Below are 24,137 nucleotides of genomic sequence, written 5' to 3'. Positions count from 1 at the left end.
TCTTATTCGAGACTTTTAAAATCTTTTATAGCTTGGTTGGGTTCTATAACATTGTAACCTTTCCAGAATTCGGGGTCGTATTTAGGGAGGTAAACTGGTTTTACATCAGGTTTTTCGGTGAATGCATCAAATTCAGCTTCTGAAATGACTTCGTTTTCAAACACGATTAATTCGTTTTTTTCAGTGTTTCCAACTTTAAAATGAATGTCAGAAGATAATTCGTTTTGCTTTCTTCTACCTCTAGTGTTTTTATTTTTTTCTATGATTTTTAAGGGACGCTCAATTTCGAATATCGTACCATTTTCTACATCGGCATATCTTAAATCGTAAGTGCCAAGGCTGTTTTTAGCATATATAATCGTGCCTTTTTTATGGTAATGTTTATAAGACACCCCGAACATGCTGAATTTTTTTAAGGGGTTTACGTTTTCATAATCTAACCTTATTATGGCAAAGTCATCGGTGCTTACATAAATAACGCCTTTGTAATCTTCACTACGCTTGGGTTTAAAGCTGATTTTATAAACAAATTCATCGTTTAAGAAACTATAGTCTTCGAGTTTAAATTCGTAGCGGTTAGATTTTTCGAGAAAATTGAAGTCGCTATCTTCAAAAACAAAACTGTTATTTTGAATGTCAGATATGGCCGATTTTCGGTACTTTAAAAAATCAGCTTTTCGTTCTTTTTCTTTTTTCTTTTCTGCTTCAAGCATGGCTTCTGTTTGGCTACCTTTATCGTTATCGAGCTCATTGAAAAATGTCGAATCTATATCTTGTTTTGTTCCGAAAAAGCCTGATTTTATTTTGAAATAGGAATCTCTTTTGACGTGTTTTTTAATTATGTTATTAAACTTTTCTTCGTAAAACTCGAAAGTAACTTCATTGCTTTTATCATATAAATGAGAAGCTTTAATGATATCTAACTTTTGCGAATCTTCTAGGCCAGATTTGCCGTAGATATCAGCTAATATTTCAGTGTGATCATCGGCTTCTTTTGGCATGGCTGTAACGACGCTATCAATAAACTGCTGATTAAGTTCTGGAATACTCGTTTTTTTGATGTCAACATCACTTTTTGTGACACGGTTAAAGTTAGATGATCGATAAAAAAGGCGGCTTTTAATGGGCGTACGGTTGTAGTTTTCTTCTAAATTTTCGTTTATTTTTTCAATAATTTCTTCAGTAGAATAATTTTTATTTGAAACCATAACTTCATCAAGTTCGATAGAGGTTTGATTTAGAAACACTATAGAATCTTGAAAGGCTTCAATTAAAAACTGTTTGGTTTCATAGCCTAAAGATCTAATTTTTAGCGAATCGGTTTTTGATGTCTTCTCGGTTAAGTATATTGAGAAATCGCCATTTTCATTACTAATCACGCCCGAATTTTCGTTTATAGATATAGTGGCGTAAGGAATGGGTTCTTTTGAAATAGAATCTAATAATTTAGCTTGAATAGATTCTTGAGCTTGAATGCATAATGAACTAAAAATAAAAACGAGTAAAAATTTTTTCATGTGGTTCTGTTGGATGTTTGATGCTCTAAATGTATAACGATTAACAAACACATTTGTAACATTTAGTGTTTTGTTAAGGCTCTTTTGTAGGTTTTTTAACATTTCAGACTCCTTGCTGATGATGAATCAAGTTGATGAGCTAACAAGAAATGTTGTAATAAATAAGAAGTTTCTATTGCGAATTACCTAGCAACACGACTTAAATAAAACTGGTGAAGTTCTTCGGCCGAAGCGCCAAACCATTTTTTTACGTAAACACTCCAGTAGATGTACTGTATTTTCCAAACGCCATGTTCTTCATAACATCGGGCCGATGTTTGCAGTTTTTTATTAATTACAACAAATTGCTTTCGGGCGTAGAGTGCGTTAATTAACATGTTATCTTCATAGATAATATAGCGTTCGTCAAAACCTCCAATGTCGCGGAATAGTGATTTGGTTATAAACTGACTTTGGTCGCCACCTCGACAGGCGCGCCATGAAAATTGCGTAAGCCAACTTGCTAATTTTAACCACCAATGTTGGCTGTCAAATTGCATTCTGAAACAGCCAGCCTCATGGCCTTTTTGTACTTCAGCTAAAATGAATGTATCAAAATATTTCGGCGGGAAGGAATCGGCGTGAAGAAAATAGAGGATGTCTCCATTGGCTTGTTTAGCGCCAAAATTCATTTGTTTGGCACGTCCTTTTTCCGAGTGTAAATACGTGATAGGACCTTCAGAAAAAGCTTGAACAATTTGTGGTGTTTCATCGGTGCTTCCACCATCAACAACTAAAATTTCAGTAATATTTTCCGCGGAAGCGTTATCTAAAAGATGCTCTAATAGCTTTCTAATAAAAGGTGCTTCGTTTAAAACCGGGATGATTATGGAAATTTGACTACTCATTGAGGTCCCAAATATAATCTTTATAATGGGTTTTCGCTTTCGCGGAAATGTGTACGTTCGAAAATTGGTTGAGATAATCAATTAAAGAACTACCGTGTTTAAAATCTTTAGTAAACCATTGAAAGATTTTAGATAGTTCTAACTGCTCTTTTGAGATGCTATTTTTTGCGGAATCATTTATAAAAGTTCTAGCAGCTTGGTCTAACTGAAGCTCTAAATTTGATGCGGTAAAAGCTTTGTTTTGTAGAATCGGACAAGAAACAGCAGCGCAAACAATCGCAAAATGGATGCGAGGTTCATTCATTTTTCTTAAAATTTCATGTTCAATATCGTGAAGATCATATGTGGTGTCGCCGAGTGTCCAAAGTCTCTGTTTCCAAGGATTTTTGATGTCTTTTATACTCCTTATGGGATAGTTTCTAACAATTAAATCAACTGTTAAGGCGTTGTAAGCATTAATCCAGTAAGCGAGTTTTTCTGCTTTGCTCCAAGTGGATTTTGGTGTGTTTTTAGATAATTTTGAAATGTATTGATTAAGTCGTTTTTTATCGGCTAAAAAGCCTTTGTAATTTACTTTTCCGTCGTTAGAAACGTGTTTTTGAAGTAAGTCATCCCACAATTGATGGTTAAACGGTTCTTGTGTTTTTGTTGAAATTGAATCTGCAGTCGTAATGTTTGTGTTCATCTCTATTATGACATTGTAGGCGCGAAGCTGAAATGTGCCAAGTAGCAAAAAACTAATAATTAAGAATAAAAGGCTTTTCATAATGGTTAATCTTTTGAGGTTTTAGTACCTGCGGGGTACATTTCCTGTTTGAAAAAATCTTGCGGAAAGTTTTCATCGCCGTCAAAACCCAGCTCAATGTCTTTTCCGCTATGCGGAATATAATCTGTTTTGAAAATATAATCCCAAAAGCTGAATGTGAGTCCGTAGTTCATGCCGTATTTCAGATGTTTTGGTAAGGCTTTTGCATGGTGCCAAATGTGCATTTTCGGGTTGTTGAAAATATATTTTAGCACACCGTAATCCCAACCTAAATTGGCATGGTTTAAATGCCCAATAACAATACTGAAAAAGTAAACAAAAGCCACGTCTTTAGAACTGTAGTTGCCAATAATGGCTAGCGGAATATAAAGTAAGGATTTGTAAACAATGGGTTCCATCCAGTGGTAGCGTAAGTGTGCTGCAAAGCCCATTTCTTTAACCGAGTGGTGGACTTTATGGAAATTCCACAGCCAGGGCACGCGGTGCAAAAGTCGATGCGTGTTCCATTGTACAAAATCTGAAACCAAGAAAAAGACCAATAAGCCCAACCATGTAGGTAATTGGTTCACATCAAAAAGCTGAAAACTAGAAAGTGATAAACCAAAAACGTTTAAGGCATCGTTCAAAATTTCAGCGGCGGTGTTTGAAAGTGCGATTAATATGATAAGGTTCAGAAGAAAGAAATTAAAGAACATGTAGAAGGTATCTAGCCAAAAGTCTTTCCTAAAAATCGATTGGTTTTTCCGCCAAGGAAATATAATTTCTAGCCCCCAAACAAGTAGGGAAATAATGATTAAACCATAAAAATAGTTATCCCAATTACTAGGGAATTGCACCTCATGTTTGAGGTAATTCCAGTAACCCGAATAGGCTTTTTTTATGAGGTCTAAATATTTTTCCATTCCTTATTCCCGCAGACCCTTCAGGTTTCTAAAACCTGAAGGGTCTTAATTTCTAAACTAGAAGTTTTTACTCCAGAATTAAATTTTCGTTTTCAATATTAATAATTACTTTTTTTTGAAGATGTGTTTCTTTAAAGTTATTTATATCATCAAATAGATTGATGACCTCTTCTCTTTGAAGGTTTGTTTTGGCTTGTGATATTATAGATTGGTACGATGAATATTTATATGTGCTAAAATTGTTGTGAATTTGGTGATGCTCGGGATTCAAGTGAATATATAAAATCAAAGTTCTAAGATATGCTTCATTTAAAATACAAATTCTTTTAAAGGGCTTTTCTAAAAGGCTTCCAGTTCTGTCATATTTCTTATTAATCCCTTTTGTATACGCATTAAATAGGTTTGATAAATTTTGAGAAGGATTAGGGCAGTCTTCATTAATTTTTAATAACAGATGAAAATGATTAGGTAAAAGACAAAAGCTTAAAATTTTGAAGTCCGGAAGTAAGTGTCTTTTGATTAAATCTAGAAAATAGGAGTAGTTAATAGCTTCTATGAAAATATTTTGGCCGTTATTTCCACGATTGTAAATATGATAATAATGTCCTGCTACTAACTTTTCTGTTTGCATATTTTCTATAATAAATATTATGTTTTTTTGGTTGGTAGACCCTTCAGGTTTTAAAAACCTGAAGGGTCTTAGTAAATATCTAAAATTCAAACTAAAATCGGTTAAGAACTATAGTTTTTCATATCACTTGAATTAACCTTTTAGGTCTAATTCACGAGATTCCTGCTTTCGCAGGAATTAGCAACAACCACCTCCATCATAGTGGTAAGTCGATTTACTAATATAAATATCATCACGATCTAAATCGGCTAAAGCTCCAGCGGTTTTATCACAAATAGCTAAGGGCTGATTTTTCAATAAAACATGTCCTTTTTTATCATCAAAATAATCGTCTTCACCATAATAAATAGCAGCTTTTCCAGTAAAAACACATGGGCCATCTTCTGGCATGGGGTCTTTAATGGCAGCAACTTCAATCGATTCGATGTAAATTAATTCTTCCGTAGGATAATTTTTAGGATCTAAAATTCTATAAGGTTTTCTAGCGCGAATTTCAATAGTGCCAAAACCAGCATCGGTAAGTGCTTTAACGTATTCGGCAATTGGTAAGCTTCCGCTAAGGCATAAAGCACGTAAGCGTTCGTCATTGCGTAAGGCATCATTCATCGGTTGTTCGCAAGTCGGGTCGCTCATAACTAATTTACCGTGAGGTTTTAAAACGCGGTACATTTCAGCAATGGCTTTCTTTAAATCTTCAGCTTTAAAAATATTAAAAAGGCAGTTTTGTGCCGCCACATCAATGCTGTTGTCTTCCACCGGAAGATTCATGGCATCACCTTTTTTAAGGTCAACGAATTCACTTTTAAACCAAGGGTTTTGGGCTTCAGCCTCAATGAAGTTTTTTCTTGAAGCTTCAAGCATTTCATCAACGACATCAATACCAATAACGCCATGTTTTTGACGATTGAAATACGAGAACTGTAAGAGTTCCATACCGCCGCCTACACCAACGTAAAGCATTTTTGGATTATTGGTTAAATCGCGGGCATGTACCGTGGTGCCACAGCCGTAATTCATCTCTTGCATGATTTTCGGAATTTTTAATCCCGGTAATTCCCAAATCGGATTCGTAGTGCAGCACAAGCCAACGTCTGGCGTTAGTGCGGCTTCTTTATAAACATCGTGTGTGGTTTCTAGGTAGCTCATAATTTACATTCCCATGAAAGTGGGAATCTCTTGGTTTTAAGTTGATTATTTCAAATTTCTGTAAAAAAACATAATAGAATATGTTCACCTCAAATCTAGAGAGTTGTGTTGAATTTTAGATTTCAGAGGCTTAATCATAAGTTTTTTGCTTTCAAAATTAATGAGATGCCGAATCAAGTTCGACATGACGCAGTGAAAGTTTTATGATATCGTATTCTATAAACTTTTTATAAGTTCCTTAAACAAAGTAATCATCACCGGTTCAGCTTTGTGAGCCATGGCAATAATCTCTTCAATATTTACAGGTTCCAGATTGTCTGGGTCGCATTCATCTGTTAAAACTGACACAGCAGCCACTTTTAATTTTAAATGGTTGGCTACGATAATCTCTGGAACGGTACTCATCCCTACGGCATCGGCACCTATGATTTTAAGCATGCGGTATTCAGCGCGGGTTTCCAGTTGTGGACCTACCACACTAGCGTACACGCCGTTGTGTAAATTAATGTTATGGGCTTTGGCGATATTTTTAAATTTTTCATTGATTTCTGCATCATAAGGTGCGCTCATATCCACAAAACGCTCACCCATTTTTTCAACACCATTAAAGGCTAGGGGAGAGCCCCCTTGCAAATTAATATGGTCTTCAATAAGCATAATCTCTCCTTTTTTGAAATCTAAATTAATAGCACCTGCAGCATTAGAAACTAATAAAGTGTGAATGCCTAGTTTTTCCATAATGCGAACCGGGTAGGTAACATCCTGTAGTGTGTAACCTTCATACAAATGAAAGCGCCCCTGCATAATCACAACTTTTTTTCCTTCTAACAAGCCAAAAATTAATTTTCCTTTATGGAATTCTACGGTTGCCGTTGGGAAATAGGGAATATGATTATAACTAATTTCCTTAATAATCTCTATTTCATCAATAAGCTGCCCTAAGCCCGTGCCCAGAATAATACCGATTTCAGGCTTGTCGAAGCCTTTATCTATTAAATATGTTGTTGTTTTTTCTATTTGATTTATCATAAGTATCTATTTTGTAAACTTAATAAGCAAAGATTTTGAGTTTTGATATTAAAGGTTATTATGATTTGAGCTGTTTAAAGCAAGTTTCATAAGTTGAGGATTAGCCTCAAGATCTTCGATAGTATCAATATCGTTTAAGGATTCTAAAAGCGCATAAGTTACTTTTCTTTTATCCAGTTCATTTAACGTGGTTTCTAGTAAATTAGTTTCACTCCACGGCTTATTTTCGAAAATAATATCATGTTTTTTACTTAGCCCAACGAGATAGTAACCGCCATCTTCAGCAGGACCAAAAACAACGTCATTATGTTGTAATTTATCTAAAGCCGTGTTGAGGTGCTCAGTGGTTAAACTTGGCAAATCAGACCCTATTAAAACAATGCGTTCATAACCTTTTTCAAAACTGGTTTTAAAGGCGTTTTTCATGCGGTCCCCTAAGTTTTTTCCTTGCTGGATGGTTTTATTCGTGTTTTTCCAAAGGGTATCGTCTATGGTTTCAGAAAAGTGAATACAAACATCGGTATCGAGGTTTTTGGTCACATTTTCAGTGATTTCTAATAAGGCTTTGTAAACCTTTAAGGCATTATCATCACCTATGGTTTTAGCCAATCGTGTTTTTACTTTACCAAGTTGTATGTTTTTTACAAATACAATAACGAGTTCTTTATTCATATACTTTAATGCCGTTTTTTAACCATTTACTCCAAGATTTTGAATAGGTATGGATGCTATCCGTGGCCTTATCTTGCGAGTTGTAAACTGGTAAATGGTTGTTTTTCCATTCAAAAATTCCACCGTATAGGTTTTTTACGTTGGTGTAGCCGTTTTGTTTTAATTTTTCGCCAATAGTTTCCGAGCGCATTCCTAAGCTGCAATAGATGACGATGCTTGATGTTTTTTCATGAATTATTTCATTTAAAGAATCTATACTGAAAAAATCGTAACCTACTAAAATAGCGTTTTTAAGATGACTTACCGCGTACTCATTGGATTCTCTGGCATCTAAATAGATAACTTCTGAAGATGTGTTTTGTAATTCTGAAACAGTGATGTAAGGAACAGCATCGTTATTATGTTTTTTGAGCAGTTTGTCCAGTGATTTTTGTGCAAAACCTGCTGTAACGCTTAAAAAAAGTATGAATAAAATTAAGTTCTTCATGGTTATGAGATTCCTGCTTTCTCAGGAATTAAGCAACAACACCCTGGCAACTGCTTCCAGCACCAGCAGTACAGCCGTAACAATGTTGTGAGATAGCGATATTTCTACCTTCTAAAAGTGATGCGTTATACTCTGAAATATGTTTTGCTTTACTATTTATCGGAAGTTCAAGCATTTGATTAAAATCGCAATCGTATAAATAGCCGTCCCAACTAATTGATAGGGTATTGGTACACATTACATTTTTTACAGCTTCTGGATTATAGGCTTCTACCAAGGCATACATATAATCTTCATAGTTTTCAGAAGCTATCAAGTAATCTAAGAAACGAGAAATAGGTAAATTGGTAATGGCAAAAAGATTATGAAAATCAATATTGAAATCTTCTTTCAATGCTTTTTTAAATTCTTTTTCCATGGAGGCCTGGTCGCCAGGTAAAAATGCACCAGAAGGGTTGTAAACCAAATCAAGCTTTAAGTCGCTATCTGGCATACCGTATCCAATGGCGTTGAGGTCGTTCAATGCTTTAATCGACTTATCAAAAACACCATTACCACGTTGCTTGTCTGTTTTTCCACGGGTCCAGTGTGGCATAGAGCTGACTACGTGAACTTTGTGCTTTTTAAAAAATTCAGGAAGGTCGTAATATTTTTTGTTTGCTCTAATGATAGTTAAATTGGAGCGCACAATGAAATCTTTAATCCCTGCTTTGGCAGCTTCTTCAACAAACCATCTAAAATCAGGGTTCATCTCTGGAGCGCCGCCGGTTAAATCTAATGTGTGCGCGCCGGTTGTTTTTATCACATTCAAACACTGTTGCATGGTGTCTCGTGTCATGATTTCTTTACGGTCTGGACCTGCATCAACATGGCAATGGGTACAAACCTGATTGCACATATAGCCCAAATTAATTTGCAAAATCTCTAGTTTTTTCGCTTTCAGCGGAAATTGATGCGTTTCTGAAATTTTAGTTTTAAAAGTTGGTAAATCCCCATTTTGGAAAATACCATTTGATAAAATTTTTAGTTGCTTTTCGCTTTTTGCTAGTGCGCTTTCACGCTTATTTAAGGACTTTATAGCCATTAATCTGTTTTAAGTTTTATAGAAATCGATTTGAAATGGGTGTGATCATTTATTTTTTGAAGCAGGTTACATGTCCAGTTTATTCACTTTATTCATCATTTGAACACCATGAACCAACGTCGCACCACTTTTAATGGCTGCGCCAACATGAATGGCTTCCATCATTTCCTCTTTGGTGACACCGCGTTGCAAGTTGTCTTTGGTGTAAGCGTCAATGCAATACGGACACTGTTCAGTATGAGAAACAGCTAAGGCGATAAGTGCTTTTTCACGAGCCGTAAGGGCGCCTTCTTCAAAAACTTTGCCGTAGTAATCGAAAAATTTCTCACCCAATTCAGGGTTCCATTCGCTAATTTTTCCAAATTTCTTTAAGTCGGCAGGGTCGTAATATGTTTTTTGCATGATGTGTTTTTATGTTATACCAATTTAATTGTATAATGTCGTATTTTTAATTTGAATTATTTTTTGTTCAGATGAAATATAAAACTCAAGTGAAAAAGAAACAAATTATATGCGATATTATAGGGTTGAAATGGTGTTAGTCTGTAAATCTAAAATTTTAAGTCGATAAGTTTAAATCAACATAACAAAATCCGTTGTAATATTTTAAAAATAGTTTACAACGGATTCAAAAGTTTATGAATAATCCTAATAGTTAATCTCTAGTAATACTTCTGGAGATAATGATTTTTTGAATTTCAGAAGTGCCTTCGTAAATCTGCGTTATTTTGGCGTCGCGCATTAAACGTTCTACATGATATTCTTTTACAAAACCGTTGCCTCCGTGAATTTGAACGGCTTCTACCGTGTGTTCCATAGCAACTTTAGAAGCGAATAATTTCGCCATGGCACTCGATAAATCGTAGTTTAAACCTTGGTCTTTTTCCCAAGCGGCTTTCATCACTAAGTGTCTGGCGGCTTCAATATCAGTGGCCATATCTGCTAATTTAAAAGCAATGGCTTGGTGGTTGCAAATTTCAACCCCAAAAGTTTTACGAGTTTTTGAATATTTTAAAGCCAATTCGTAGGCGCCCGAAGCAATGCCTAATGCCTGAGCGGCAATGCCTATACGGCCACCAGAAAGTGTTTTCATAGCAAATCGAAACCCAGAACCATTAACGCCAATTCTATTTTCCTTCGGAACTTTAACGTCGTTAAATTGAAGGGTGTGTGTGTCGCTTCCGCGGATGCCTAGCTTGTCTTCTTTAGGTCCAACATGAAAACCTTCAGTACCTTTTTCAACAATAAAAACATTAATGCCGTGTGAGCCTTTTTCTTTATCGGTTTGTGCGATGACTAAGTAAACATCGGCACGTCCGCCACTTGTAATCCAGTTTTTGGTACCGTTAATAATGTAATGGTCCCCTATATCAATGGCTGTTGTTTTTTGTGATGTGGCATCACTTCCGGCTTCCGGCTCGCTTAAGCAGAAGGCGCCAATAAATTCACCAGTAGCTAATTTTGTAAGGTATTTTTGTTTTTGCGCTTCGGTACCGTAACATTCCAAGCCAAAGCAAACTAACGAATTATTAACAGAAACAATCACCGAAGCCGAAGCGTCAATTTTAGAAAGCTCTTCCATAATAATCACATAAGAAATGGCGTCCATGCCACTACCGCCGTATTTGGGGTCTACCATAACACCTAAAAAACCAAGGGCTCCCATTTTTTTTACGAGTTCATCGGGGAAGTGTTGGTTCGTGTCACGTTCAATCACGCCTGGGAGTAATTCAGTTTGAGCAAAATCGCGAGCGGCATCGCGAATCATGATATGTTCTTCAGAGAGCTTAAAATCCATAATTCGTAATAATTTAGTTTATTTGGTGATATATTTTATCAAATATAGCTTTTTCATGTGAATTATTTAATCGTCTTTCTTATTTTTACCAGCTATGTTAGAAGATAAGTATCATGTTATTGGAGTGATGTCTGGAACCTCATTAGATGGGATTGACCTCGTTGAAATAAATTTTCAGTTTAAAGGAGAATGGCAGTTTGAAATTTTGAAAGCTGAAACGGTCTCGTATCCGTCATTTTGGAAAACACAGTTGAGCGCATTAGTTTCTTATTCCGAAGAAAAATTAAAACGTATTGATGCCGATTATACGGTTTATCTTGCTGAAGTCATAAAAACCTTCATTCAAAAACATAATTTAAAGGATATCGATGCAGTTTGTTCGCATGGGCATACAGCTTTGCATCAGCCGGAAAAAGGCATGACTTTACAAATTGGAAACCTGCCTGAGATTTCAAAATTAATAGGAGAAAAGGTAGTTTGTGATTTTAGAGTTCAAGATGTTCTGTTTGGCGGACAAGGAGCTCCTCTGGTACCTATTGGTGATCAGTTTTTGTTTTCTAATTATGACTTCTGCCTAAATTTAGGAGGCTTTGCTAATGTGTCTTCAGATATTAACGGTGTGCGCATTGCTTATGATATTTGTCCCGTGAACATTGTATTGAATCATTATGTGAACCGTTTAGGTTTTGATTATGATGATGGCGGAAAAATAGCTTCTAAAGGTGTTTTGAATATGAAACTTCTTGATGAGTTAAATGCCCTTTCTTTTTATAAAGCAGCTTTTCCCAAATCTTTAGGTTTAGAGTGGGTTAAAGAACAGGTGTTGCCGCTAATTGATTCTTATCATTTAGAGGTTGCAGATATTCTTAAAACCTTTGTGGAGCATATTGCCTTTCAAATCGCAACGCAATTTAAAATTAAGGAAACTGGTAAGGTGCTGGTTACCGGTGGCGGGGCATACAATATCTATTTAGTGAATGCTCTAAAAGGACATACTTCTCTTGAAATTATCATCCCTTCAAAGCGCCTTGTGGAATTTAAAGAAGCCTTGATTTTTGGTTTTTTAGGCGTATTGAAACTTAGAAATGAAGTGAATTGCCTACAAAGTGTTACAGGAGCTTCAAAAAATCACAGTTCAGGAGAAATATTTCTGGCCTAAAATCTTCAAAAAATGAAGTCTAAATAGTTTAGTTTTTTATATTTGTTCGGTTTCCAAAATTAACCAGGCGTATTTAAACGTTTTGTAACTAGTTAATTTGAAACTTTAACGAACCAAATCATATTGTTGAACAACCACATGAACACTTATATAAAAGAGAAAAGCTTTTGTATACGGTTTATACTTTAACCAAGAAAGTAACGTTATAACGTTGCAATAAATAACAGAATTTATGGTGAATATTTTAATACAAGAAGCACAAGAGGGAGTCGATGTACTTCCGGAAGGAGAATCGGTTGAAAAAACACTTTCAATTATTGAGTTAATAGCTAGCGGGGGAGCAGCGGGACAGGTTATTATAGCCATATTGTTTCTACTGCTTGTAGGTGCTATTTATATTTATTTCGAACGTATTTTCGCTATAAAAGCAGCTTCGACTATTGATGCTAATTTTATGAATCAAATTAAAGATCATGTTAGCAATGGTAAGATTGAATCGGCACAGCAATTATGTGCTCAGATGAATTCACCGGTATCACGATTAATCGGAAAAGGAATATCAAGAATTGGAAAACCTTTGGCTGATATTAATACGGCTATTGAAAATGCAGGACGTCTAGAGATTTATGGTCTTGAGAAAAACGTAAGTGTTTTAGCGACTATTTCTGGAGCGGCGCCCATGATTGGTTTCTTAGGAACTGTGGTAGGGATGATTTTAGCCATTTTCGAATTGGCTAATGCTGGAGGAAGCATTCAAATGGATGTTTTAGCAAGTGGTTTATATACAGCGATGACAACCACAGTTGCTGGTTTAATTGTGGGTATTGTTGCTTATATGGCATACAATCACTTGGTAGTAAAAACCGATAAGGTTGTTTACCAAATGGAAGCGCACTCTTTAGAATTTTTAGATCACTTAAACGAACCAACTTAGTATGAATCTTAGAGGAAGAAATAAAGTAACACCAGAATTCAATATGTCGTCTATGACCGATATTGTATTCTTACTACTTATCTTTTTTATGATTGCATCTACTTTGGTAACCACTAATGCTATTGATATTTTATTGCCAAAAGCAAGTGGTAAAACAGAAAATAAGAAGTCTGTTGCAGTTAGTATTAAAAAAGATTTAACGTATTATATCGATCAGAAACGAGTTGGCGTAAGTGTTCTAGAAAACGAATTACTTGCAGAATTATCAGCCGCAGACAAACCAACCATTATATTACGTGCCGAAAAATCGGTGCCTGTAGATAATGTGGTTAAGGTTATGGATATAGCCAATAGAAATAAATTTAAAGTCATTCTTGCGGTACAACCGAATTAATAATGAAATACTTAAGAACCAAACACGAACGGAATTCAGCAAAATTAACGGCTTTAATTAGTCTCATTATTTTGTTGCTTTTATTTGTGGTTGGCACCAAGTATATGGACCCACCTGAAGAATATGGTGTTGCCGTAAATTTTGGTAATTCTAGTGTTGGAAAAGGTGATGTACAGCCATTGAAACCGGTAAAATCGGAACCTCAAGAGGTGGTTGAACCTGTGGAGCCCGAAGTTTCTGAACCCGAACCAGAAGCAGCAGCGCCTGCTGAAGCTCAGGAAGAAGTACTTACCGAAGATAACTCTGAAGCGATAGCTATTAAGAAACAAAAAGAAGCCGAAGCTAAAGCCAAAGCGGACGCAGAGGCCAAGGCAAAAGCAGAGGCGGAAGCCGAAGCCAAAAGAAAGGTGGAAGAAGCAGCCAAAGAAAAACGCGAACAGGACGAAAAGAAGAAAAAATTAGATGCCTTAATTGGAGGTGTTAAAAAATCTGAAGGCTCTGAAGTAGGAGGTGAGGGTAATGATAATAAGTCTGGGGATAAAGGCCAATTAGATGGCGATCCTTATGCTACTAGTTATTTTGGCGGACAAGGTTCAGGAAGTGGCGGTGTAGGATACGGTTTAAATGGTCGTGGTACTGCTTCATTTAAAAGGTTGACACAAGACTGTAACGAATCGGGAATGGTTGTTGTTAGGATAGTCGTGAATCAAAGTGGAAATGTTATTGAAGCGACTCCAGGGGTTAAAGGTACTACCAATACAGCTGGATGTCTTTTAGATCCTGCTAAAAAGATTGCTTTATCGCACAAGTGGCCAGCAGATTCTAAAGCACCGACGCGTCAAATAGGATTCGTGAGTGTGAACTTCAAAATAAGTGAATAACAAATGACTTATAACGATACGCTAGAGTGGATGTTTTCTCAACTTCCCATGTATCAAAATCAAGGTAGTACGGCGTTTAAAAAAGACTTAAGCAATACCCTTAAGCTTGCCAAGCATTTAAATTTTCCAGAAAATAATTTCAAATCCATTCATGTGGCTGGAACCAATGGGAAAGGTTCTACAAGTCATATGCTCGCTTCTATTTTACAAGAGGCTGGATATAAAGTAGGACTTTATACTTCACCGCATTTAAAAGATTTTAGAGAACGTATTAAAATTAATGGTAAAGAAGTTTCTGAAACTTTTGTTATCGATTTTATAGCACGTAATAAGTCGTTTTTTGAATCAGAATCTCTGTCTTTCTTTGAAATGACCGTAGGTATGGCTTTTGAATACTTTTCAGAAGAAAAAGTAGATATTGCCGTTGTTGAAGTCGGAATGGGAGGGCGATTAGATTCTACCAATATCATTACGCCTGAAGTTTCAGTGATTACTAACATTGGACTAGATCATACACAGTTTTTAGGAAATACCTTGGAAGCGATTGCTTCCGAAAAAGGCGGAATCATTAAAAATCATGTTCCCGTGGTAATAGGGGAGACGCAAAGCGAAACCCAAACGGTTTTCGAAACGCTAGCGGAAGAGCATCAGTCTAAAATCGTATTTGCCGATCAGGTGGTAAAAACGGACTATAAATCAGATTTAATTGGAAGCTACCAGTCCAAAAATATTAAAACTGTTATACAGGCCATTAAAGAGCTTCGTGAAAAAGGTTTTGTTATTTCTGAAGACGAATTAAAAACAGGTTTGCTTCATGTGGTTAAAAACACCGGACTTTTGGGAAGATGGCAAATTTTAAATGAAAATCCGAAGGTGGTTTGTGATACCGGACATAACGAAAGTGGTCTAAAAGATGTCATGAATCAACTGTCAAAAGAAGATTTTGACGCCTTACACATTGTTTTTGGAGTAGTAAATGATAAAGATTTAGGGTCGATTGCACATTTGTTACCTAAAAACGCAAAATATTATTTTTGCAAACCAGAAATTCCTCGAGGTATGGATGCAAGCCTCTTAAAGGAGGCTTTATCGGCTTTCGGGCTAGTAGGAATGGCGTATTCGTCTGTAAATGAAGCTTATAAAAAAGCTTTAAAAAACGCGAAACCAAGTGATTTTATTTATGTTGGAGGAAGCACTTTTGTCGTTGCAGAAATAATTTGAAAATTTTTTCAAAAAAGTTTTTGTAAAGTGAAAAAGGGTTGTATATTTGCAGCTCCTAATAATTAGGGCGCGTAGCTCAGTTGGTTCAGAGCACTTGGTTTACACCCAAGGGGTCAGGGGTTCGAATCCCTTCGCGCCCACAGAAATTAAAAAAACCTGATGATTTTCATCAGGTTTTTTGTTTTTATAGGGATTTGTATTTCAAAATAATATTGTAATTTGAAGCATTATTGTTTTTAGAAAAATATATCCATATGAAAGGTGATAGTATTAGAGATACTTACAGAGAGATATTTAGTTCGCACGACCATCCAACTTTAGAGAAACATATTGAGAAATTAATTGAGCTTGATGTTTTTCTTCCATATAGCTCTACTTTTTTTTGCATTACAAATACCCAGGACTTAACGTTCGAATATGTAAGCAAAAATATCCATGCTTGCTTAGGTTTAGATGGGGCAGATGTAAAGACTAAAGGGATGCGTTATTTTTGGAGTAGAATGCACCCAGAAGACTTAGATTTATGGTTACATGCATTAAGTGACCTTATGAAGTTTACGTTGAATAAAATTAGTGTAGAAGAGCGTAGTAAAATGACCTATACCTGGAATTATCGTTTGATGAATAATTATGGTAACTACGTTAATATCGTTCAAAATACGACACCGTTGGAATTTGATAGTGGTAATAAACCCATTATTGGTCTAGCTCATTACACGGTGTTGGTTCCAGAGATAAATATGCAAATATGTGCCTCTGCGAAGTTACTAAATGGGAATAATGAATATGAAACGGTTTACTATAATAATTTTTCTCAAAAATTACTTTCCAACGGAATTAGTAATCGGGAACGTGATGTGATTCGTCTTTTAGTTTTGAATCAATCTAGTAAGGCTATTGCTGAAAAGCTAAATATTAGTCCGAACACTGTAGATACACATCGCAGAAATATTTTAAAAAAGCTGAATGTATCCTCAACAGGTGAACTTGTTGGTATGATTAAAATGAATACCAATTTGATATAGGTCATACCAATTTAACCATATAATGTCGCACATAAGTTGTTTCTTTTTCGCCCATATTTCAATATAAAATAAAACCGTAGCTAATGCTATGCTTGAATTTTCTATTTCATCTGAACAAAAATAATTCAAATTAAAAATACGACATTATACGGTTAAGTTGGTATTATTTCTTCGGGAAACAAGAAAAGTTTGACTTAAAAATGTTCAGATTACCCTAATAAACGGTCGTTAATCGAAATTTAAATAATTACTCAAATTGAGTATTGGCTTAAAGCTAATATAATTGCAACTTTGAGTTGCTATTAATTAGTTCTTAGGGAGAATTATTTATTGATGTCTGTCTTATATATTGTTTATAAGGCAGGCATTTTTTTGTATTATTAATTTTTAAAGCAGTTCTAGTACGCGTTCCAAAGCCATGCCTCTAGAGCCTTTTATTAAAAGATTAGAGCCCTTAGGTGTGTTTATTTTACCTTCAGATTCAAAATCGGAAAAAGTAGAGTAGGATATTGCTTTTTCAGATAGGATATGGGTACTATGAAAATTTTCTCCTAAAAAGTAGACGCTATCAATATCAAGGGTTTCTACTAAATTTACGATGTTTTGGTGTTCTGTTTTGGCATCTTCTCCAAGTTCAAACATATCACCTAAAATAGCAATTTTAAAGCCTTTTTGTTTTTCAAAATTAAGTAAAGCTGCTTGCATACTTGTAGGGTTGGCATTGTAGGCATCTAAAATGATTTTATTGGTGCCCTTAGTGATAATTTGTGAACGATTATTGGTAGGGGTGTAGTGTTCTATAGCTGTTTTAATAGCGTCATCATCGACTTTAAAATAATTTCCAATAGTTATGGCTGCCGCAATATTATTAAAGTTGTAATCACCTATAAGGCAGCTTTCAACTTTCATGTCATTATATTGGCTTATTACGAAAGGTTGTGCTTTAATAAAGTTTATGTTAACATCGTTGTTATCAGAAGAATTTCCGAAAGTATAGGTGTTGGCCTCTATTGTTTTATCGACTTGAATTTTATCGGTGGTATTTATAAAAATGGTCTTATTGTTTTTTATTAAATAGGCATACATCTCACTTTTACCTTTAATAACACCTTCGACGCCTCCAAAACCTTCTAAATGTGCTTTTCCAAAATTAGTAATGTATCCAAAATCTGGTTTAGCGATACTACATAAAAATTCTATTTCTTTTAGATGATTTGCGCCCATTTCTACAATACCTATTTCAGTATTCTTAGTCATTGAAAGTAGGGTTACAGGAACTCCAATATGGTTGTTTAAGTTACCTATGGTTGCGGTAGTATTATATTTTTTTGATAATACAGCGTTGATCAGTTCTTTTGTTGTGGTTTTGCCGTTACTTCCTGTTAGAGCGATTATAGGTGTATTTAAATAACTGCGGTGAAAAGAGGCTAACTCTTGTAGTGTTGTTAAAACATCATGAACTAGAATAGTATTGTCTGAAGTGTTGGCAGATTCTTCATCTACTATGGCATATTTTGCTCCAGCTTCTAAAGCTTTTTTAGCATAAGTGTTGCCGTTAAAGTTGTCGCCTTTTAAAGCAAAAAACATAGCGTTTGGGTGCATGCTTCTAGTGTCTGTACAGGCTGAATGACAAGTTAAAAATAAGCTGTGAAGTTTTGATGTTTTCAAGTGAAATAAATTTTAAATAAATGTATAAAAAAAGTCCTAACAACTGGTGTTAGGACTTTAGTTTATCTGTTAAAAGTAAGCTTAATTTTTAGTTTTAGCTTTCGATTTACTTTTTGATCCAACTCTAGACATCGCACATCTAAATCCGATGTAATCTGTTGCCATATCTTGTGGGAAGTAACGTCTTGTAGCTGGGTCTAACCAGTACTCTCTGTCTTTCCAAGACCCTCCTTTGTATACACGAACTTCATCATTAATTAAAGAGGTTCTGTTTGATGCTTTATCAAATTCTCTAATAATGTTCCCTGAAGAATCTCTAGAGATTGTGTGTTTAGGCGAGTTGTACATTTGTCTTGTTTCTGCCTCAGGGTTTTTTCCTAAATCATCATCATTAAAGCTTTCGAAATAACGAGATGAACGTTTGTCACCATCACGGTAGTTAATATGGTTACTTCTATCAAAGTTAGTTCTTAAGTATGTTTCATTTTCATCAACAGGAACTTGTGAAATCTCTCCAGGTAAATCTCTAGCAATAACTCTTCCGTTAGAAAGGGTGTCATAAACAATGTTACCAGGTGTCACGATTTTTACAGTACCATCTTCGTTTATAGCGTTTTTCGTGTAAACGTTTCCACGGTAGTAGTTAAAATCATTAAATTCATCATCAATAATAGGACGGTAAACATCAGATACCCATTCAGCAACATTCCCTGCCATATCGTATAATCCAAAATCATTAGGGTCATAAGATTTTACAGCATTTGTAATATCGGCACCGTCATCAGACCATCCTGCAATTCCACCGTAATCACCTTTACCTTGTTTAAAGTTAGCCAATTGGTCACCACGTATTTTACGTTTTCCTGAACGTGTATATTGTCCATCCCATGGGTATTTTTTACGTCCACGGTATAAGTTATAATCTCTAATTTCACTTAAACCTAAAGCTGCATACTCCCATTCTGTTTCAGTTGGTAGTCTGTATTTCGGAGAAAGAATTCCTGTTTCACGAGTGGCGTATACTCCAGTTTCGTTACCTTCTTCATCAACTCTAGCATTTCTACTTCTAGCTCGGCCATCATGAATTTCTTCATTTCCGCCATAGGTTCTTGAAGGTGAATTTATGTAAGTATCTGTACTGAAGGTTTGATCTGCAGTAACTTCAGTAGTTTTTGAGTCACGTTGCAAGTAACCTGCTTCTTCAAGATTCTTCTCATTAACACGATCAGATCTCCAATTAGCAAATTCTACCGCTTGAATCCAACTTACACCAACTACAGGGTATTCACCATATCCTGGGTGACGTAAGTAGTTGTTAGTCATTACTTCATTAAAACCTAAACGGTTTCTCCAAACTAATGTATCAGGTAAAGCACCATTGTAAATTGCTCTAAAGTTTCCTTCCGATGGTGGGTATACACGTTTTAACCAATCTAAGTACTCCATGTACATCATATTGGTAACCTCTGTTTCGTCCATGTAAAAAGATTGCACGTGTTGTTGACTAGGGCTATTATTCCAGTCGTGCATTACGTCGTCTTGAACACGTCCTTTTGTAAATGTTCCTCCTTCAACAAAAACCAATCCAGGAGCAGTTTCTTGTTCTCTAAAATTTGTATTGTACTGGAAGCCACCCTCTCTAGAGTTTAATTGCCATCCAGTCGCTCGCGAGCTGTTTTTTGAACTCGAAGATTTTGAACAACTAGTTGAAGCTATAGCAAGTGCTAATACAGCTAAAACTTTGCATACGACTACTTTTTTCATATCCATACTTTTAAGTAAGCTAAATAATGTTTTGGTGCTGCAATATAAGAATTAAACCGAATATCGCAAGCTAATAATTACATTTTGACTAAAAAATCGTGTATTTCGTCCTGTTTTTTAGGCCTTACAACGATGATTTTGTCCGTTTTTCAGTGTGTTTTCGTCTATGTTAACGAAGGTTTAACAAATTTATTATTGTATTTTTGAAGTACTTTTTTAAAAATGTTATTTCTTTTAATAATAACATATTATTAATGACGTTATTTTATCAATGAAAAATAATATTTTCTTTTTACTACTGTTAACCTCAGTAGCCTTATTAGCGCAACAGAAAAAATATAGTATTTCTTGGGAGGGTACTAAGAAGCTTTCAGGGGCTGGTTTTTCAATAGAGTTGCCTGCGTTTAATGACGAGCATTTTACCTATACCGATGAAGGTCTTCGCTTTGTAGATCAGTGGGAGAGTCAAACTCAGATTGATGAAGCTTCAGCTAATCTTACAGGGGTCGTTTATCAAAATATGGCGGCTTCAGAATTAAAAGACTTAGATGTTAGTAAGATACCTAGCAAATTAGAGTTTCAGCTTAAAAATGCTATCTCTAGAAATAAACGCTACCTCTCCTTTCAGTTAAACCCCATTATAAAAGATAGTAATGGTCGTTTTAAAAAAATCACTTCATTTCATTTAAGTTATAAGCACGGGTTTACAACTAAAAGGGCTGTTTCAAATAAGGGGTATGTGTCATCGAAAAGCTTATCGAGTTCTGCTTTGAGTTCAGGTAAATGGTATAAGTTTTATATTGATACTACTGGGGTATTTAAATTGTCCAAAAACTTTTTACAGCGTTTAGGGGTTGATGTGAATTCGGTAAATCCTAATCGTATTAAATTATATGGTCATGGCGGACAAATGATTCCTTATTCGAATGTAGAGCCTTATCCATATGATGTGCCTGAAAATTCCATAAAGTTTGTTGGAGGAGAAGATGGCGTGTTTAATGATCAGGATTATATTTTGTTTTATGGTCGCGGACCAAAAGGATTTGATGTTGAGAGTGCGACACATATAAATTGTTATACTGATAAGACTTATTATTATATCAATGTTGGTACTAGTGGGGACGGTAAACGTATTCAATCTTTTGCGCAACCAACTGGTTCAGTAGATTTGATGATTGATAGTTATGAGTCTTATCAATTTCATGAAATTGATGACTATAATTTAATAGCCTTAGGAAGGCGTTGGTTTGGTGATAAATTTGATGTTCAAAACAATAAAACCTTTGAATTTGATTTCCCTAACCTGATCACTACAGAGCCTATCAAACTTAGTGTTTTGGTAGGTGCGGTTAATGGGACAAATTGTTCGTTCGATGTTAGTGTTAATGGTTCTGCTGTTTCGAGTATTAGTTTACGTGGTGTTTCTAGTCCAAATTTAGCTTCTGGTGGTGCGTTATATAGAGATGTTAATGTAAACGGATCTAAAGTTTCCGTAGGGCTTAATTTTAATAATTTAGGGAATCCGAGTATTGAAGCCTATTTAGATTATATTTCTATTGAAGCTATGAGTGCTTTAAGTTTCTCAGGTAAACAATTTCAGTTTAAAAATAGTGTGGTGACATCAGTGTCTGGTGTAGGACAGTATAACCTAACAAATGCTTCAAATGTTTCCGAAGTTTGGGATGTTACCGATTTGTATAATATTTCGAATGTAGAGAATACCCAGGGGAATTCTACTTTAAGTTTTAGATCTCAACTAGGGAGTTTAAAAACTTACGTGGCCATAACGCCAACCGATTATTTTGAGCCTAAGTTGGATTCTAAAACCGATGTAGTCAATCAAGATATAAAAGGAACCATTTTTAAAAATGAGCAGGGCAATTTTCAAGACATCGATTATATTATTGTATCTCCAAATAATATGATTAATCAAGCCGAACGTTTAGCAGATATTAACCGTAATCAATATGGTTTAAATGTTAAGGTTTTAGGTTTGGATGAGATCTATGCTGAATTCAGTACAGGGAATCAAGATGTAGGTGCGATTAGGAATGTTGTAAAATATGTTTATGATAATGCGAGTGCTCCAGATAAAAGAATAAAATACTTATGCTTATTTGGTGATGGTTCTTTTGATTATAAAGATCGAATTCCAAACAATACAAATATGGTGCCTTCATGGTATTCGTATAACAGCTTTAGTTTGGCTAGTTCGTTTGTTTCTGATGATTTTTATGGAATGATGGATGATAACGAAGGTGCTATGGGGAGTTCGGAAATGTTAGATATAGCTGTGGGTAGAATTATTGCTGATTCCCAAGAACGAGCAAAAGAATTGGTTGATAAAGTCTCTTATTACTATCAAAAAGAATCTTTTGGGAGCTGGCGTAATAATTTTGTAGTGATTTCAGACGATGTTGATGCTGATTGGGAAGGCATATTGCAAAAGACTACTGATAGCATTGGGAATTTAGTCACAGAAAAAAAACCATTTATCAATGTAGTTAAAATTCACTCCGATTCTTACGTGCAAGAAACTTCAGCTGGAGGGAATAGATATCCTGCGGTAAATACTGCGATTTCAAATGCAGTTGATAACGGTGCTTTAGTTGTTAATTATTTTGGACATGGCGGTGAAGATGGTTTAGCGCAAGAGCGTATTTTAACGAAGCCAGATATTGAAAATTTTAGAAATTATAATAAGCTTAATTGTTTTGTAACGGTTACTTGTGAGTTTACACGATTTGATAATCCATATCGTGAAACCGCTGGAGAATTTACATTTTGGAATAAGCAAGCGGGTGCTATAGGTTTGATTACTACGACAAGGCAGATATATGTGAGTTTTGCAATTAATTTCAATAATATATTAGGACAATATTTGTTTTCATATAGTAACACTGACGGGTATGATGACAATGAATATCCTTCAATGGCTGAAGCTTTAAGGTTAGCTAAGGCAGATCCTGCGGTATCAAACAACAGTCAGCGTAGGTTGGTCTTTTTTATAGGAGACCCTGCAATGAAATTAAATTTTCCAAAGCCAAGTATTAGGTTGACTAAAATTAATGATGTGCCATTAGCACAGTCTACCGACACTATAAAAGCATTAAGCAAAGTGAAATTAGCAGGAGAAGTTACCGATGTTTCAGGAAAAGTATTAACTGATTACACTGGGGTTCTTTCAACTACCATTTACGATAAGTATATTGACCGAAGTACTTTAGGGAATGACCGCACACAACTAAACGGACAGCTGGTAATTTTAGATTTTAAAACCCTTGGTGAGATTATATTTAGAGGACAAGCTTCTGTAAAAAACGGGCAGTTTGAGTTTGATTTTGTAGTGCCAAAAGATATAGGTATTCCAGTAGGTTATGGAAAAGTAAGTTTTTATTCGGAAAATGAAGATGTAACACTTGATCAAGCTGGGGCGAGTGTTAATACCATTAAAATTGGTGGTTTAAATGAAAATGCAGCTGAAGACAATATTGGTCCGGTAATTAATCTGTACATGAATGATGAAAACTTTGTATCTGGAGGTATTACTAATGAGTCGCCTACATTATTGGTTAAATTAGAAGATGCTAATGGGGTAAATACATCTAGCGGTGTTGGACATGATATTGTAGCCATACTTGATGGTGATGAAAAAAATCCAATAATTCTTAATGATTATTATCAAACTGAAATTGATGATTATACGCGCGGCGTTGTGAGTTTTCCGTTAAGAGATTTAGAACCAGGATTACACACCTTAACCCTTAAGGCTTGGGATGTTTATAACAATTCTTCAGTTTCAGAAATTCAATTTATGGTCTTTGATGAAGATCAAGAATTGGTTATAAATAATGTGCTTAATTACCCAAATCCTTTTGTAGATTATACAGAATTTTGGTTTAACCACAATAGTTCGGAGTCTTTAAGCGTTTCTATACAGATCTTTACCGTGTCTGGGAAACTGGTAAGAACTTTAAACGGGAAAACCTCTGGGGGCGCAGTAGTTAATAGTTCGTTGTCTCGAGATATTGTTTGGGATGGTAGAGATGATTTTGGTGGTAAAATAGGAAAAGGCGTTTATGTGTATAAATTAAAAGTACATTCCGATTTATTGAATAAAACTGTCGAAAAAATAGAGAAACTTGTAATACTGTAAGAAAAAATTATATTTG

Annotated in this window: 21 protein-coding genes and 1 tRNA gene; 8 read left to right on the top strand and 14 right to left on the bottom strand. The window is 35.2% G+C overall.

Annotation, left to right across the window (positions count from 1 at the left end):
• Window positions 1-2: 2 nt before the first annotated feature.
• From Q4566_RS12000 to Q4566_RS11945, 12 genes are all read right to left on the bottom strand, one after another.
• Window positions 3-1,517, bottom strand: coding sequence for a carboxypeptidase-like regulatory domain-containing protein (locus Q4566_RS12000; protein WP_303421451.1), 1,515 nt, complete (start codon window positions 1,515-1,517; stop codon window positions 3-5).
• Window positions 1,518-1,699: 182 nt separating this feature from the next.
• Window positions 1,700-2,404, bottom strand: coding sequence for a TIGR04283 family arsenosugar biosynthesis glycosyltransferase (locus Q4566_RS11995; protein ID WP_303421449.1), 705 nt, complete (start codon window positions 2,402-2,404; stop codon window positions 1,700-1,702).
• The gene (locus tag Q4566_RS11990) at window positions 2,397-3,170 is read right to left on the bottom strand and encodes a DUF547 domain-containing protein (RefSeq protein WP_303421447.1); all 774 of its coding nucleotides are present in this window, start codon (window positions 3,168-3,170) and stop codon (window positions 2,397-2,399) included. Before Q4566_RS11990 ends, Q4566_RS11995 begins: the two co-directional genes overlap by 8 nt.
• 5 nt (window positions 3,171-3,175) lie before the next feature.
• A complete protein-coding gene (locus tag Q4566_RS11985; RefSeq protein WP_303421445.1) occupies window positions 3,176-4,072 on the bottom strand; it encodes a sterol desaturase family protein in 897 nt (298 codons plus the stop codon).
• Between the two features lie 67 nt (window positions 4,073-4,139).
• On the bottom strand, window positions 4,140-4,703 hold the full coding sequence (locus Q4566_RS11980) for a transposase (RefSeq protein ID WP_303421444.1): 564 nt from the start codon (window positions 4,701-4,703) through the stop codon (window positions 4,140-4,142).
• A gap of 177 nt (window positions 4,704-4,880) precedes the next feature.
• Window positions 4,881-5,849: an arsenosugar biosynthesis arsenite methyltransferase ArsM gene (arsM, locus tag Q4566_RS11975; RefSeq protein ID WP_303421442.1), complete on the bottom strand. Its 969-nt coding sequence runs from the start codon at window positions 5,847-5,849 to the stop codon at window positions 4,881-4,883.
• A gap of 216 nt (window positions 5,850-6,065) precedes the next feature.
• Window positions 6,066-6,878 carry a purine-nucleoside phosphorylase gene (locus Q4566_RS11970; protein ID WP_303421440.1) on the bottom strand — a complete coding sequence of 271 codons (813 nt, stop codon included), beginning with the start codon at window positions 6,876-6,878 and terminating at the stop codon, window positions 6,066-6,068.
• Window positions 6,879-6,926: 48 nt separating this feature from the next.
• Window positions 6,927-7,550 carry a TIGR04282 family arsenosugar biosynthesis glycosyltransferase gene (locus tag Q4566_RS11965; protein WP_303421438.1) on the bottom strand — a complete coding sequence of 208 codons (624 nt, stop codon included), beginning with the start codon at window positions 7,548-7,550 and terminating at the stop codon, window positions 6,927-6,929.
• Entirely contained in the window at window positions 7,543-8,037 is a 495-nt protein-coding gene (locus Q4566_RS11960) for a rhodanese-like domain-containing protein (RefSeq protein WP_303421436.1), read from the bottom strand. The genes Q4566_RS11965 and Q4566_RS11960 overlap by 8 nt, the downstream gene beginning before the upstream one ends.
• A gap of 28 nt (window positions 8,038-8,065) precedes the next feature.
• Window positions 8,066-9,121: an arsenosugar biosynthesis radical SAM (seleno)protein ArsS gene (gene arsS / locus Q4566_RS11955; RefSeq protein WP_303421434.1), complete on the bottom strand. Its 1,056-nt coding sequence runs from the start codon at window positions 9,119-9,121 to the stop codon at window positions 8,066-8,068.
• Window positions 9,122-9,187: 66 nt separating this feature from the next.
• On the bottom strand, window positions 9,188-9,523 hold the full coding sequence (locus tag Q4566_RS11950; protein ID WP_303421432.1) for an arsenosugar biosynthesis-associated peroxidase-like protein: 336 nt from the start codon (window positions 9,521-9,523) through the stop codon (window positions 9,188-9,190).
• A gap of 253 nt (window positions 9,524-9,776) precedes the next feature.
• Window positions 9,777-10,919: an acyl-CoA dehydrogenase family protein gene (locus Q4566_RS11945; protein WP_303421430.1), complete on the bottom strand. Its 1,143-nt coding sequence runs from the start codon at window positions 10,917-10,919 to the stop codon at window positions 9,777-9,779.
• Window positions 10,920-11,013: 94 nt separating this feature from the next.
• On the opposite strand from Q4566_RS11945, the gene Q4566_RS11940 reads away from it, so the two are divergent.
• From Q4566_RS11940 to Q4566_RS11910, 7 genes are all read left to right on the top strand, one after another.
• Window positions 11,014-12,078 (top strand): anhydro-N-acetylmuramic acid kinase, encoded by a 1,065-nt coding sequence (locus Q4566_RS11940; RefSeq protein ID WP_303421427.1) that lies wholly within the window; start codon window positions 11,014-11,016, stop codon window positions 12,076-12,078.
• Between the two features lie 232 nt (window positions 12,079-12,310).
• Window positions 12,311-13,012 (top strand): MotA/TolQ/ExbB proton channel family protein, encoded by a 702-nt coding sequence (locus tag Q4566_RS11935; protein WP_303421425.1) that lies wholly within the window; start codon window positions 12,311-12,313, stop codon window positions 13,010-13,012.
• Window position 13,013: 1 nt separating this feature from the next.
• Window positions 13,014-13,406 (top strand): biopolymer transporter ExbD, encoded by a 393-nt coding sequence (locus Q4566_RS11930; RefSeq protein WP_303421423.1) that lies wholly within the window; start codon window positions 13,014-13,016, stop codon window positions 13,404-13,406.
• A gap of 2 nt (window positions 13,407-13,408) precedes the next feature.
• The gene (locus tag Q4566_RS11925) at window positions 13,409-14,287 is read left to right on the top strand and encodes an energy transducer TonB (RefSeq protein WP_303421421.1); all 879 of its coding nucleotides are present in this window, start codon (window positions 13,409-13,411) and stop codon (window positions 14,285-14,287) included.
• Between the two features lie 3 nt (window positions 14,288-14,290).
• The gene (locus Q4566_RS11920) at window positions 14,291-15,508 is read left to right on the top strand and encodes a folylpolyglutamate synthase/dihydrofolate synthase family protein (RefSeq protein WP_303421419.1); all 1,218 of its coding nucleotides are present in this window, start codon (window positions 14,291-14,293) and stop codon (window positions 15,506-15,508) included.
• A 65-nt stretch (window positions 15,509-15,573) separates the two neighbouring features.
• Window positions 15,574-15,648 (top strand) — tRNA-Val (locus tag Q4566_RS11915).
• A 114-nt stretch (window positions 15,649-15,762) separates the two neighbouring features.
• A complete protein-coding gene (locus Q4566_RS11910; protein WP_303421417.1) occupies window positions 15,763-16,533 on the top strand; it encodes a helix-turn-helix transcriptional regulator in 771 nt (256 codons plus the stop codon).
• 387 nt (window positions 16,534-16,920) lie between these two features.
• On the opposite strand, the gene murF is transcribed toward Q4566_RS11910, so the two are convergent.
• The gene (gene murF, locus Q4566_RS11905) at window positions 16,921-18,201 is read right to left on the bottom strand and encodes a UDP-N-acetylmuramoyl-tripeptide--D-alanyl-D-alanine ligase (protein ID WP_303421415.1); all 1,281 of its coding nucleotides are present in this window, start codon (window positions 18,199-18,201) and stop codon (window positions 16,921-16,923) included.
• 81 nt (window positions 18,202-18,282) lie between these two features.
• Window positions 18,283-19,971 carry a gliding motility lipoprotein GldJ gene (gldJ, locus tag Q4566_RS11900; RefSeq protein WP_303421413.1) on the bottom strand — a complete coding sequence of 563 codons (1,689 nt, stop codon included), beginning with the start codon at window positions 19,969-19,971 and terminating at the stop codon, window positions 18,283-18,285.
• Between the two features lie 265 nt (window positions 19,972-20,236).
• Between gldJ and porU the strand changes: the two genes are divergently transcribed.
• Window positions 20,237-24,121, top strand: a complete 3,885-nt coding sequence (gene porU, locus Q4566_RS11895; RefSeq protein WP_303421411.1) for a type IX secretion system sortase PorU — start codon at window positions 20,237-20,239, stop codon at window positions 24,119-24,121.
• Window positions 24,122-24,137 lie beyond the last annotated feature (16 nt).

Source organism: Tamlana sp. 2_MG-2023, assembly GCF_030548465.1.
GTDB lineage: Bacteria > Bacteroidota > Bacteroidia > Flavobacteriales > Flavobacteriaceae > Pseudotamlana.
Note: the sequence above shows the minus strand (reverse complement) of the source record. Positions and strands in the feature narration are given on the sequence as shown.